This window comes from Kitasatospora sp. NPDC001261 (assembly GCF_042896795.1).
Lineage (GTDB): Bacteria > Actinomycetota > Actinomycetes > Streptomycetales > Streptomycetaceae > Kitasatospora.
In genome coordinates, this window is record NZ_JBIAXP010000002.1 from 119,661 (window position 1) to 131,541 (window position 11,881).

Here is an 11,881-nt window from a genome sequence, read left to right on the forward strand (position 1 = left end):
CCCCGGTGTTCCCGGGCCCGCCCGTCGGCCGTCCTGCACGGCGTCGGTCGTCCTGTCCGCGTCAGTCGTCCGGGTCCTCGTCGTCGTAGACCTCGCTCACGTCGAACCGGCAGATCAGCAGCTGCGGGTCGGCGTGCTCGAAGGGCTCGGGCAGCCACTCGCCCGGCTCGGTCGGCTCGGTGGCCGCGACCCAGAGCGTCGAGTCGGCCTCCTCCAGGCCGAACTCCTCACTGCGGGCGGCGATCTCGTCGGGCTCGTACTCGCCGAACAGCACGCCGATCGCGGCGTTCACCCCGCCCGCGCCGGCGCCGCCCGGGGTCAGCGACTCGTCCAGCCGCTCGGCCTGGGCACGCAGCCGCTCGGGGTCGACGACGTGGTAGTCACGGCGGATCAACACGCTGATCGCCTCGGGCTGTTCGGGGCCGTGGTACCCGCCGGGGCCCTCGTCCCCGGGGATCTCGAAGGGCGTGACCTCGTCGTAGGCCTCGTACAGGAGCTGGTCGTAGGCGATGGCCGCCGTCGCGAGCTGCTCGTAGGCGGCGGTGACGGCGGGATCATCGGCTGCGTTGGGGCTTGACACCGCTTCCAGATGACGGTCGATGGCGGCCTTGACCGCCTCAGCGGCGGCGCGTACCTCGGCAATGGTGGGCTGCGCGGCATCAGACATGGTGCAGACGCTATCTCCCCGCGGTGTCGCCACGCACAGCGGTTGTCACCTACACCCGCGATTTCACCGCAACTTCCCCCCTGATGTCCGATCCGTCCCGCTTCGTCCCCACGCGCCACCGGCGCGAAGCGGGCGCGGAGGGCGCACGCCGGGCCCGCCGAGGCCGTCCGGCTGCCGCTTCGCGCGCCGGGATCGGGGTATCCCCTCCACAGTGGCAACAGGACTGATGCACTGTCAGTCGGCGGCCGGGGCCGCACCCGTTCCGACCGTCGCCCGCGCACGGGAGGACGGCCGGAAATACCCGGGCCGACTGTCCGGGGCAGGCCGTAGGCTTGCCTGAAGGTGATCCCCAGGAGGAGCGTTTTGACCCCACGGAAGCCGGTCCGGCAGCCGGAGTACGAGTACCAGTCCCTGCGCATGCCGCGCGGCACCACGCGCAACGCGGCGCGCCAACTGCTCACCGAGCACGCCGAGTACGGGCACTGGGAGCTCGACCGGCTGCGGTTGTTCCCCGACGGCAGCCGGACGGTCCGGCTGAAGCGGCGGATCATCCGGCAGGTCCGGAACTGGTGACGGGCGGGGCACCGCGGCCCCGGGCGGCAGCGAGCCCTCACGCGTCCGCGGCCGCCCGTTCGCTCGGCGGCCGCGGATGCGTCGTTCCTCAGGTACGCCCGGGGGCGGGCGCGCACCGGTCCCGTTCAGCGCGCGCCCTGGTTCCCCGCCCGCCGTGTCAGCGGGCGCCGGCCCGGGCCCGGCGGTAGAGCACGCCGCCGCCGAGCAGCATCGCGAGGCCGGCGGCCCCGAGCAGCTCGACGTTGCCGGCACCGGTGGTGGCCAGCTGGGCGGACGGCGCCGGCTTGGCGGCGGGCGCCACGGCGGCGGACGCGGAGGTGGCCGGAGCCACGCCGGTGCGCGCGACGCTCGTCACCTCCTCGGAGGAGGTCTGCGGCGGGGTCGGGCAGGTCTCCACGCAGCCCTCGGCCGGCGGCGTCGGGGTGACCTTCTCGACCTTCTCCACATTGGCGCAGTCGTTGCCGAAGGCCGGGTTGCCGACGCCGGCCACGTTCACCGAGTTGCCGCAGGCGTTGACCGGAACGTCCACCGGCGCCTGGACGCTGTTGCCCGAGAGCACGCCCGCCGAGTTGGCGGCGACACCGGAGGCGCCGGCACCCGGGACGTCGACACCCGTGCCATCGGCACCCGGAACCTTGGTGGCCGGACCCGCGGCGTCCGGGACGGCACTCGCCGGGAGGGTACTGGCCGGCAGAGTACTGGCCGGAAGGGTGCTGGCCGGAGCCGTGGCACCCTGGCTCCCACTGGCACTGGAGCTGTCGGTACGGCCGGCGCCGGTGGCGCCGGACTGGCCGCCATGGACGGGCTTGGACGCCTGATGGCCGCCGCCGCCGACGTTGGCACAGCGGTTGCCGAAGGACGGGTTCAGCAAGCCGATCACATCGATCGTGTTGCCGCAGGCATTGATCGGCACCTCGATCGGCACCTGGACCGAGTTGCCCGAGACGACACCGGGTGAACCGGTGGCCACCCCCTGCGCGTCGGCGCCCCCCGCGTAGGCGTAGCCGGCGGTCGAGGCCAGCACACTGCCGGTGGCCACGGCCGTGAGGATCCCCTTCTTGGCTACTTTCCTCATGTTTTCCCCTGACATTTCGAGACGACGTGTCGACCTTGGCATGAACCTTGCAAAAAAGTCGGAATTTCCGTATATCCGTAAATCACGCAAGGGCTTCGGCTGCACACGGGTTAACGAGAGGCCAACGGGGAGGTTGAGCAACGAAACCCCGCTTCACTCGATCGAGTGATCGTGTCGGATCCCGTGTATCCGGTATCCCGGCGCGGACGCGAACGCCCCCGGCGCGGACGCGAACGCCCCCGGCGCGGCGCGTCCGCCGCCCGGGGGCTCGCGTGAGTCGGCTCAACAGGCCCCGACGGCCCGGAGGTCGACTCAGAAGTTGGCGCAGTGGTTGGCGAACGCCGGGTTCAGCACGCCCACGACGCTCACGGTGTTGCCGCAGAAGTTGACCGGGATGTGCACCGGAACCTGGATCTGGTTGCCCGAGACGACACCCGGGGAACCGGCGGCCACACCCTCGGCGGCGGCGCCGCCCTGAGCGGACGCGACACCGGCGGCGGCGAGCACCAGGCCACCGGTGGCGGCGGCGACAGCGGCGATCTTCTTGACCTTCATCATTCCTCCTGTATGGACAACGCAACCCGTTCGGCGGGCTGCACAGGGATGAACGACGCTGCGGCAAACGGGGTACGGAGTGGATCTCCCATTCACCCGCAACGGTGAGATCTCGCACACATGATCGGCCTGGAATTCCGAGCAGAATCGCTTCTGTCGATCTCTTTCTTCCTGTCCCACAATCATCAGCTCGGACAATGCGGTCGGCCCGCCCCCGGAACTCCGGGAGCGGGCCGACCCAGTCACCTGATCAGCGCGGGCACCGCCGCGCGGAACGGCTCAGCAGGCGTCGATGAAACGGTCCAGCACCCGGGCGCCGAACTTCAGCCCGTCCACCGGCACCCGCTCGTCCACGCCGTGGAACATCCCGGCGAAGTCCAGCTCCGGCGGCAGCTGGAGCGGCGCGAAGCCGAAGCAGCGGATGCCCAGGTCCTGGAAGGACTTGGCGTCCGTCCCGCCCGACAGGCAGTACGGCACCGCGCGGGCGATCGGGTCCTCGGCCCGCAGCGCGGTCTGCATCGCCTCGACCAGGGCCCCGTCGAAGCCGGTCTCGATCGCCTTGTCCGAGTGCAGGCTCTCGCGCTTCACGCGCGGGCCGAGCACGCTGTCCAGCTCGGCCAGGAACTCCTCCTCGTAGCCGGGCAGGAAGCGGCCGTCCACGTGCGCGGTGGCCTGACCGGGGATCACGTTGACCTTGTAGCCGGCGCCGAGCATGGTCGGCTGGGCGGTGTTCCGCAGCGTGGTGCCGATCATCTTGGCGATGCCGCCGAGCACGCGCAGCGTCTCGTCCATGTTCTCCGGGTCCAGCTCGACCCCGAGCGCGTCCGACAGCTCGTCCAGGAAGGCCCGGACGGTCTTGGTGATCCGCAGCGGGAACTGGTGCCGGCCGAGCCGGGCCACCGCCTCGCACAGCTCGGTGATCGCGTTGTCGTCGTTCTCCATCGAGCCGTGGCCGGCCCGGCCCTCGACCGTCAGGCGCATCCAGTGCATGCCCTTCTCGGCCGTCTCCACCAGGTAGAGGCGGACCTGGTCGTTGACCGTGAAGGAGAAGCCGCCGACCTCGCCGATCGCCTCGGTCACACCCTCGAACAGCCCCGGGTGCTTGTCCACCAGGAAGCGCGCCCCGTAGGTGCCGCCGGCCTCCTCGTCGGCGAGGAAGGCCAGCACGATGTCGCGCGGGGGCTTGCGCCCGGTGCGCAGCCGGTCGCGGATGACCGCCAGGGTCATCGCGTCCATGTCCTTCATGTCCACCGCGCCGCGCCCCCAGACGCAGCCGTCCGCGATCTCACCGCCGAACGGGTCGTGGGTCCAGTCCGCCGCGTTGGCCGGCACCACGTCGGTGTGGCCGTGGATCAGCAGACCCGGACGGGAGCGGTCCTCGCCCTCGATCCGGACCACGGTCGAGGCCCGCCCCTTGGCCGACTCGAAGATCTTCGGCTCCAGCCCGAACTCGGCGAGCTGCTCGGCCACGTACTCGGCCGCCTTCCGCTCCCCCGGGCCGGATCCGTCCCCGTAGTTGCTGGTGTCGATCCGGATCAGATCGCGACAGATCTCGGCGACCTCCGACTCAGCCGTCACCTTCGGCGCCGCCGACTCGCTCCGCTCGCTCACGGTCACTCCTCGCGTCTTGGGCCCGCACCGACGCACCAGCGCGCCACCCCCAGGACCTGCACCCGGGCCGTACGAGCACGTCCGCCCATCCTCCCCCAGCCCCCGATCCCGATCCAGCCCCCGCACGTTCCCGAAACCCGCTGGTCACGCCCCCGCCACACGCCGCCCCTTGCCCCCGCCACCCGTCGGACCCGCCCGCCGGGAGCCCGCCGGAAACCGTTTTGGGACCCCAAGCCGATCTTTGCTACAGTTACATCTGTCAGCGCGACGGACGAGAGATCGGAAGCCGCGAGGACGACACCTAGTCCGGGTGGCGGAATGGCAGACGCGCTAGCTTGAGGTGCTAGTGCCCTTTATCGGGCGTGGGGGTTCAAGTCCCCCCTCGGACACCGAAAGAAAGGCCCCAGTTGATCTGGGGCCTTTCTGCTTTTCCGGTGCGGATCGCCCCTGTGGCGCGGGTCACCGCTGTGGTGCGACCGCCACGGGCGGATGCCCGGCCGGTGGGAACCGGCCGGGCATCCGGGTGGGCCTGGCCCGACGGGACGGTGCGGGTCACGCCCGAGGTGGCAGGGCTCGGTCAGCCCTCGTTGGCAGCGGCCGGAGCGGCGGCCTCGGCCGGAACCGCGGCCTCGGCCGGGGCGGCAGCGGGGGCGGCAGCCTCGGCCGGAGCGGCGGCAGGAGCCGCAGCCGGGGCGGCGGCGGGCGCGGCGACCGCGGCGGCCGGGGCGTCGGCGGGGGCCGCGGCCGGGTCGACGAAGGTGGCACCCGAACCCGTGAAGGAACCGGTGACGCCGCTGTCGTCCGCCCAGATCCAGAAGTCCTCGTGCGAGACGCCATCGGGGCCGACGTGGGATTCGAGGGCCGCGAGACCGGCGCCGTTCTCGTTGGCGGTGAAGTAGCCCTTGCCGTAGTTCGCGTCGATGCCTCCAGTGCCGGCCGAGGCGAGGCCGGCGCAGCCGAGGACCAGCGGAACGGTGAGGGCGCCGACAGCCACGACTCGCTTGAGAGCACGCATGAAAATCTCCTCCACGGAGTTTCTGGATCGAGTGGCGGCGCCGGTCGGCCCCGCCGCGATTCAGACAGCCACGGCCCGCACCCCGCCGCAACCGGCGCCGCGACCCGTCCGGCCTCACGCCCCGTCAGAATCGCCGATCCCACCAGCGGAAATACAGTTCGTATGCCTATCTCGCAGGATCAGTCGGCTGGAGCACTCCCCCGTCACCCCTCGTCCCGATCGGCCCCCGCCACGGCCCCCCGCCACGGACCGCCGCCGCACCGCCCGTCCCGCCCCGTCCCTCGGCAGCGTCATTCGAACGGGCCGATACGCGGCTCCGGCGTACGGGAACGGTTGGCTGGCGGCTCGGGCGACCGACGCACTCTCGCGGATCGCACGTCCGGCTCCCATCGAAGTCCCGCCCTCGGCGGGCGAGTTGACGGACCACCCCCTTGACAGGCGCGCCGCACAATGCAGAATGACTTCATTATGAAGCAAGTACATACATCGGAGGAAGCGGCGGCCGGCCCGTTGGGGCGGGATGCCGAGGGCCGGCTGTACGACAGCAGGGTGCGGACGGCCATGGGCGTGTTCACCAAGGGCGGGGACACCCTGGCGCTGGAGGCGGCGGCCGCCGCACGCTCGGCGTTCCACGCGGTGGAGAAGCTGCGGGCGCACGGATCACGAGGACGGGGGCTGAGCGCGGGGGCGTTGGACGTGCTGGTGCGGCTCGGTGCCGCGAGCAGGGCGGGTGGAGCGGACGGAGGGGGTGAACCGGGCCTGACGGTGGGCGAGTTGGCCCGGGCCGGCGGGGTGAGCCCGCGCAATGCCACCGGCCTGGTGGACACCCTGGAGCGGGAGGGTCTGGCCCGCCGCTCCCCCGACCCGAACGACCGCCGGGCGGTGCTGGTCACCGCGACGGCCGAGGGGCTGGCCTGGCTGGAGGAGTTCCGGGCGCCCACCGAGCGCGCGATGGCCGCCGTCTTCCGCGGCTTCAGCGCCGAGGAGCTGGCCCAACTGCGGCACCTGTGCCTGCGGTTGGTGGAGAACCAGCAGCAGATCGAGCAGTACCTGACCGCGGTCCCGGACGGCCCGGGTGCGGAGGTCAGCTGACCCCGGAGCCCTCCGTGCGGCCGGCCGGGGCGGCCTCCCGCTTCGGCCGGCCGCGCAGCGCCTCCGCGGTGATGAAGGCCGCCACCGTGGACACGATCAGCAGCGGCATCGAGTTCGCCGCCTCGCCGCCGAGCAGGGCCGCCGCCAGGACGGTACTGGTGACGGGCAGGCCGGTGACGGCGGCACCGGAGGCCGCGAGGCCGACGGCCAGGGCGGGCGCGGCACCGAAGCCCGGCAGCGGCGCGCAGGCCGTACCGAGGGCCGCGCCGAGCAGGATCGCCGGGAAGATCGGGCCGCCGCGCAGGCTGCCGAGGGCGATCGACCAGCCCAGCCCCTTGCAGAGCACCAGGGCGAGCAGCGCGCCGACCGGCCAGGCGGCCGGGTCGGCGGCGAGCGTGCCCAGGGTGGCCTGCCCGGAGAGCGCGGCCTCCTCCGGGGAGCGGCCGGTGAGCAGGGCGTACGCGGCGAGGCAGCCGCCGACGGCGACCGCGCACAGCACGGTGCGCAGAGCCGTCTGCCGGGCGGTGCCGGTCGTGGTGAGGGTCTTCACCCGGCGGCCGACGGTCTGCCCGGCCACGCAGACCACGGCGATCGCGACGGCCAGCGGGATGCCCCAGAGGAAGTCACCCGCGTCCGGGACCCCGCTCTTCGGCACGTGCGGCAGCGAGAGCGCGCCGATCGCCAGGCCGGTCCAGTGGCCGAAGCCGGTGAAGACCAGCGCGCCGACCCCGCCGGCCAGCAGGCTGGGCAGGATCAGCGCGATCAGCTGCGGGCCGCCCAGCCCGGCCGCCTCGATCAGCATCACGGCGGCCACCAGCGGGCTGCCGAAGATGGTGGAGATCGCGGCCGCCGCCCCCGCCGTCCCCAACACCGCCACCAGCTGCGGCTGTTCGGCCCGCCGGGCGGACCGGACGGCGAGCAGGGCGAGGCCGCCGCCGAGCGCCATCAGCGGTGCCTCCGGGCCGAGCACCACGCCCAGCGGCAGACCGGCGAGCGCGGCCAGCACCACGCCGGGGACGGCGACCGGCGGCGTGGGCGGACCGCCCAGCCCGTCCACCGGGACGTGGCCGCCGCGCCCGGGCAGCCGGGTCACGACCGGGGCGAGCAGCAGGCCGGCCAGCAGCAGCGCGGGCAGCGGCCACCACCAGGGGGCGCGCCCGTAGCCGACCGCGGCCGGCAGGCTCTCCCAGACCCAGTGCTGGAGTTCGTGCTCCAGGCCGACGAAGCCGAAGGCCGCCAGCGAGACCGGGATGCCGACCAGTGCCGAGATCAGCAGCAGGCGCGGGTAGCCCTTGTGCAGCAGCACCTCGTGCAGGGTCGGGCCGCTGCCCGGCTGCCGGGACGTCGTCGGCATCGCCGCTCCCTCGCGCTCCCGGGCCGCCCGCCGCCCGGGAGGCCCCGTCCTGCGACCGAGTCTCGCCCGGCGCCGGGAGCCGCGCACGGCGCACGGGCCGTCAGCCGGGGCCGCGGCGGGCGCGGCTGCGCCGTCCGGGTGACGGTCGGGGACGGGGTGGGCGGGGCGGGGGCTCCTCGCCGGGCCCGCGCGTCGGGCCTCAGCGGGCGTCGGTGCCCAGCGCGCTCTCGATGCTCTGGACCATCCGCCACAGCGGCGCCCGGCGGCTGGCGACCAGCACCACGACGTCGTCGGACTCGCCCTCGGCGGCGGCCTCGGCCGGGCGGTCGCCCCAGGTGCCGGTGACGAAGGCCATCGCCGCGTCCACCTCGGCCACCCAGTCGCTCTTCCCGCCCGAGCGCAGCCAGGTGCGCAGGGCGTGGTTGTGCGCGGAGACGACGGCGGCGGCGATCACGTCCGCGCGCAGGGGGCCGTCCGGGCGGTCGGCGAAGCGGCCGCGCAGGTAGGCGGCGAGGGTGTGCTCGTAGCGCCAGACCACGGACAGCTCGTACGCCCGCAGGCCGGGCACCTTGCGGGTCAGCCGGTAGCGCTGGACGGAGAAGGAGGGCTGCTCGGCGTACATCCGCAGGACCAGGCGGGCGGCGTCGCAGGCGTGCTTGACCGGGTCCTCCTCGCCGGTGCCGGACTCCAGGAACTCCGTCATCTCGGCGAGGCTGCGCTCGTGGTCGGGGAAGACCACGTCCTCCTTGGCCGGGAAGTAGCGGAAGAAGGAGCGCCGGCCGACGCCGGCCAGCGAGACGATGTCGTCGACGGTGGTCTGTTCGAAGCCGCGCTCCAGGAAGAGCTCGAAGGCCGCGGCCACCAGCGCCTCGCGCATCGCCGGCTTCGAGGGCCCGTCATTCATGGGCTGGTCCTGCTCTTCCTTCTCGCTCATCCACCGGAACCTAACATCCGTGCGCGGGGTCGGCGCCGACGGCCGGGCCGCTCCCGGGACCGGCCGTCGGTGCCTGTGTGTGCGCGTTACGGGAGGTTGCGGGCCATCACGATCCGCTGGACCTGGTTGGTCCCCTCGTAGATCTGCGTGATCTTCGCGTCCCGCATCATCCGCTCCACCGGGTAGTCCCGCGTGTACCCGTACCCGCCCAGCAACTGCACCGCGTCCGTCGTGATCTCCATCGCCGCGTCCGACGCGAAGCACTTCGCCGCCGCACCGAAGAACGTCAGGCCCGCGTCCCCCCGCTGCGACTTCGCCGCCGCCGCGTACGTCAACTGCCGCGCCGCCTCCAGCTTCATCGCCATGTCCGCCAGCATGAACTGCACACCCTGGAACTCCGCGATCGCCTTCCCGAACTGCCGGCGCTCCCGCACGTACCCGTTCGCGTAGTCCAGCGCACCCTGCGCGATCCCGATCGCCTGCGCGGCGATGGTGACGCGGGTGTGGTCCAGGGTCTTCATCGCCGTCGCGAAACCCGTGCCCTCCGCGCCGATCATCCGGTCCGCCGGGATCCGCACGTTGTCGAAGTACACCTCACGCGTCGGCGACCCCTTGATGCCCAGCTTCTTCTCCGGCGCACCGAAGGACACCCCCTCGTCGCCCTTCTCCACCACGAACGCCGAGATGCCCTTCGACCGCTTCTCCGGATCCGTCACCGCCATCACCGTGTAGAACTCGGACACCCCCGCGTTGGTGATCCAGCGCTTCACACCGTTCAGCACCCAGAAGTCCCCGTCCCGCACCGCCCGGGTCTTCATCCCCGCCGCGTCCGAACCCGCCTCCGGCTCCGACAGGCAGTACGAGAACATCCCCTCGCCCCGCGCCAGCGCCCCCAGGTACTTCGCCTTCAACTCCTCCGAACCCGACAGCTGCACCGGCAGCGACCCCAGCTTGTTCACCGCCGGGATCAACGAGGACGACGCGCACACCCGCGCCACCTCCTCGATCACGATCACCGTCGCCAGCGCGTCCGCCCCCGCACCGCCGTACTCCTCCGGCACGTGCACCGCGTGCAGGTCGTTCCCCCGCAACGCGTCCAACGCCTCCTGCGGGAACCGCCCCTGCTCGTCCACCTCCGCCGCGAACGGAGCGATCTTCGCCTCGGCCAGCGAACGCACCGCCTCACGGAGCATCCCGTGCTCCTCGGAGATCCGGAAGAGATCGAAGTCCTGGCTCATGATCGCCACTCCTGTTTCACGACGGTACTCAGTACCCTTCATTATGCATGCGCGCGGCAAAAAGGGAACTCAGTGCCTTCCCTTGACGGCACTGAGTTCCCTATCCTTTTCGTGCCGAACTTCTGGCGTACACCCGCCGCGGTTCCGCCACGGTTCCACCGCACGAAGCCGGTCCGAGCGCAGGGAGATGACAGCGTGGTCCACTCAGCCATCGATGCCGACACCCGCAGCACGACGCTGTACTTCCAGCGCTGCGCGTGGTGCAACAACCCCACCTTCCAACGGCTGCTCTGCCCCACCTGCGGCTCCACCGAGCTGCGGCTGGAGCCCAGCGAGGGCACCGGCGTGGTGCGGCGCTGCGCGGTCGAACAGGCCCGGACGCCGCTGGTCCGTCAGAAGTCGCTGATCCGCATGGCGGAGGGCTTCGACGTCTGGTGCATCGTGGACGGGATGCGCAGCACCGTCCCGGTCGGCACCCGGGTGCGGCTGCTCTCCTCCCCCGACTCCGACCAGCCGGAGCTGCGGCTGCTGCCGGTCGAGGAGCCGCCGCCGGTGCAGGACACCGAGCCGCGCCCGCTGCCGCCCACCCAGGGCGGCTTCACCCAGCACCTCGCGGCCTTCGTCGCGGAGTGACCGGCGTCGCGGAGAGGTTCACGGCCCGGACGGAGGCGTGACCGGGACGGGCGGCGCGCGAAGGCGCCGCCGGGAGACGACGGAGGGCGTGGCACCGAGTACCACTCGGTGCCACGCCCTCACTGTCAGGCGGACCGGGATCAGGCCTTGCGGGCCTTCACCTCGGCGGTGAGCTGCGGCAGCACCTCGAAGAGGTCGCCGACCACGCCGTAGTCGGCGAGCTCGAAGATCGGGGCCTCGGGGTCCTTGTTGACGGCCACGATGGTCTTCGAGGTCTGCATGCCGGCCCGGTGCTGGATGGCGCCCGAGATGCCGTTGGCCACGTACAGCTGCGGGGAGACCTGCTTGCCGGTCTGGCCGACCTGGCTGCTGTGCGGGTACCAGCCGGCGTCCACCGCGGCGCGCGAGGCGCCGACGGCCGCGCCCAGCGCGTCCGCGAGCTCCTCGACCACGCCGAAGCCCTCGGCGGCACCGACGCCACGGCCACCGGAGACCACGATCGCGGCCTCGGTCAGCTCGGGACGGCCGGAGGACACCCGCGGGGTGCGCGAGACGACCTTGGCGGCGTTGCCGGTGAACGCCACGGCGACGTCCTCCGCCGCGCCGGCGGCCGGGGCGGCCTCCGGGGTGACGGCGTTCGGCTTGACGGTGATGACCGGCGCGCCGTTGCTCACCCGGGAGTCGACGGTGTACGAGGCCGCGAACACCGACTGGGTGGCGATCGGGCCCTCGTCGCCGGCGCGCAGGTCGACGGCGTCGGTGATGATGCCGGAGCCGATCCGCAGCGCGACGCGCGCGGCCACCTCCTTGCCCTCGCCGGAGGACGTCACCAGCACCGCGGCCACGTCGTTCGCCTTGGCGATCTGCGCCAGCGCGTCCACCTTCGGGACGACCAGCTGGTCGGCGAACTCCGCGCCGTCGGCGACGTACACCTTCGCCGCGCCGTACTCGCCGGCCTTCGCCGCGATGCCGGCCGCGGCCGCACCGGCGCCCAGGACGACGGCGGACGGCTCACCGATACGGCGGGCCAGGGTCAGCAGCTCCAGGGCCGGCTTGCGCACCGCGCCGTCGGCGTGGTCCACCAGGACGAGAATCTCAGCCATTGCTCAATGTCTCCGTGTATTCGCTGGGTCG

General features: G+C 72.6%; 12 protein-coding genes and 1 tRNA gene. 4 read left to right on the forward strand and 9 right to left on the reverse strand.

The window, feature by feature from the left end:
- Window positions 1-61 precede the first annotated feature (61 nt).
- Window positions 62-667 (reverse strand): hypothetical protein, encoded by a 606-nt coding sequence (locus ACFY4B_RS03555; protein WP_049660402.1) that lies wholly within the window; start codon window positions 665-667, stop codon window positions 62-64.
- 363 nt (window positions 668-1,030) lie between these two features.
- Between ACFY4B_RS03555 and ACFY4B_RS03560 the strand changes: the two genes are divergently transcribed.
- Complete coding sequence (locus tag ACFY4B_RS03560; protein ID WP_037901221.1) at window positions 1,031-1,240, forward strand: DUF5703 family protein; 210 nt, start codon at window positions 1,031-1,033, stop codon at window positions 1,238-1,240.
- Window positions 1,241-1,397: 157 nt separating this feature from the next.
- On the opposite strand, the gene ACFY4B_RS03565 is transcribed toward ACFY4B_RS03560, so the two are convergent.
- The 3 genes from ACFY4B_RS03565 to ACFY4B_RS03575 form a co-directional block, all read right to left on the reverse strand.
- The gene (locus ACFY4B_RS03565) at window positions 1,398-2,279 is read right to left on the reverse strand and encodes a chaplin (protein WP_387966340.1); all 882 of its coding nucleotides are present in this window, start codon (window positions 2,277-2,279) and stop codon (window positions 1,398-1,400) included.
- 348 nt (window positions 2,280-2,627) lie between these two features.
- A complete protein-coding gene (locus tag ACFY4B_RS03570; protein ID WP_049659730.1) occupies window positions 2,628-2,870 on the reverse strand; it encodes a chaplin in 243 nt (80 codons plus the stop codon).
- 279 nt (window positions 2,871-3,149) lie between these two features.
- Window positions 3,150-4,481, reverse strand: coding sequence for a M20/M25/M40 family metallo-hydrolase (locus ACFY4B_RS03575; RefSeq protein WP_049659731.1), 1,332 nt, complete (start codon window positions 4,479-4,481; stop codon window positions 3,150-3,152).
- 304 nt (window positions 4,482-4,785) lie between these two features.
- On the opposite strand from ACFY4B_RS03575, the gene ACFY4B_RS03580 reads away from it, so the two are divergent.
- Window positions 4,786-4,870: transfer RNA gene (locus ACFY4B_RS03580), tRNA-Leu, on the forward strand.
- Window positions 4,871-5,058: 188 nt separating this feature from the next.
- Here ACFY4B_RS03580 and ACFY4B_RS03585 read toward each other — a convergent pair.
- The gene (locus tag ACFY4B_RS03585; protein ID WP_387966341.1) at window positions 5,059-5,496 is read right to left on the reverse strand and encodes a hypothetical protein; all 438 of its coding nucleotides are present in this window, start codon (window positions 5,494-5,496) and stop codon (window positions 5,059-5,061) included.
- A gap of 468 nt (window positions 5,497-5,964) precedes the next feature.
- Between ACFY4B_RS03585 and ACFY4B_RS03590 the strand changes: the two genes are divergently transcribed.
- Window positions 5,965-6,588 (forward strand): MarR family winged helix-turn-helix transcriptional regulator, encoded by a 624-nt coding sequence (locus tag ACFY4B_RS03590; RefSeq protein WP_387966342.1) that lies wholly within the window; start codon window positions 5,965-5,967, stop codon window positions 6,586-6,588.
- Here the strand turns inward: ACFY4B_RS03590 and ACFY4B_RS03595 are convergent.
- The 3 genes from ACFY4B_RS03595 to ACFY4B_RS03605 all read right to left on the reverse strand — a co-directional run bounded on the left by ACFY4B_RS03595 (window position 6,581) and on the right by ACFY4B_RS03605 (window position 10,114).
- Window positions 6,581-7,942 (reverse strand): chloride channel protein, encoded by a 1,362-nt coding sequence (locus tag ACFY4B_RS03595; RefSeq protein ID WP_387966343.1) that lies wholly within the window; start codon window positions 7,940-7,942, stop codon window positions 6,581-6,583. The two genes, ACFY4B_RS03590 and ACFY4B_RS03595, sit on opposite strands and share 8 nt — an antisense overlap.
- Before the next feature lie 199 nt (window positions 7,943-8,141).
- A complete protein-coding gene (locus ACFY4B_RS03600; protein WP_234348735.1) occupies window positions 8,142-8,876 on the reverse strand; it encodes a TetR family transcriptional regulator in 735 nt (244 codons plus the stop codon).
- A gap of 86 nt (window positions 8,877-8,962) precedes the next feature.
- Window positions 8,963-10,114 carry an acyl-CoA dehydrogenase family protein gene (locus ACFY4B_RS03605; RefSeq protein WP_387966344.1) on the reverse strand — a complete coding sequence of 384 codons (1,152 nt, stop codon included), beginning with the start codon at window positions 10,112-10,114 and terminating at the stop codon, window positions 8,963-8,965.
- A 195-nt stretch (window positions 10,115-10,309) separates the two neighbouring features.
- Between ACFY4B_RS03605 and ACFY4B_RS03610 the strand changes: the two genes are divergently transcribed.
- Window positions 10,310-10,747 (forward strand): hypothetical protein, encoded by a 438-nt coding sequence (locus tag ACFY4B_RS03610; protein WP_074002309.1) that lies wholly within the window; start codon window positions 10,310-10,312, stop codon window positions 10,745-10,747.
- Between the two features lie 140 nt (window positions 10,748-10,887).
- Here the strand turns inward: ACFY4B_RS03610 and ACFY4B_RS03615 are convergent, their stop codons facing one another.
- Window positions 10,888-11,850 (reverse strand): electron transfer flavoprotein subunit alpha/FixB family protein, encoded by a 963-nt coding sequence (locus tag ACFY4B_RS03615; protein ID WP_387966345.1) that lies wholly within the window; start codon window positions 11,848-11,850, stop codon window positions 10,888-10,890.
- Window positions 11,851-11,881: the final 31 nt, after the last annotated feature.

What these genes read in the sequence shown, in the direction of transcription:
- ACFY4B_RS03595 (WP_387966343.1), bottom strand. Translation starts at nt 7,942, where the DNA reads ATGCCGACGACGTCCCGGCAGCCGGGCAGCGGCCCGACCCTGCACGAG.
- ACFY4B_RS03590 (WP_387966342.1), top strand. Translation starts at nt 5,965, where the DNA reads ATGAAGCAAGTACATACATCGGAGGAAGCGGCGGCCGGCCCGTTGGGG.
- ACFY4B_RS03555 (WP_049660402.1), bottom strand. Translation starts at nt 667, where the DNA reads ATGTCTGATGCCGCGCAGCCCACCATTGCCGAGGTACGCGCCGCCGCT.
- ACFY4B_RS03570 (WP_049659730.1), bottom strand. Translation starts at nt 2,870, where the DNA reads ATGAAGGTCAAGAAGATCGCCGCTGTCGCCGCCGCCACCGGTGGCCTG.
- ACFY4B_RS03600 (WP_234348735.1), bottom strand. Translation starts at nt 8,876, where the DNA reads ATGAGCGAGAAGGAAGAGCAGGACCAGCCCATGAATGACGGGCCCTCG.
- ACFY4B_RS03615 (WP_387966345.1), bottom strand. Translation starts at nt 11,850, where the DNA reads ATGGCTGAGATTCTCGTCCTGGTGGACCACGCCGACGGCGCGGTGCGC.
- ACFY4B_RS03585 (WP_387966341.1), bottom strand. Translation starts at nt 5,496, where the DNA reads ATGCGTGCTCTCAAGCGAGTCGTGGCTGTCGGCGCCCTCACCGTTCCG.
- ACFY4B_RS03605 (WP_387966344.1), bottom strand. Translation starts at nt 10,114, where the DNA reads ATGAGCCAGGACTTCGATCTCTTCCGGATCTCCGAGGAGCACGGGATG.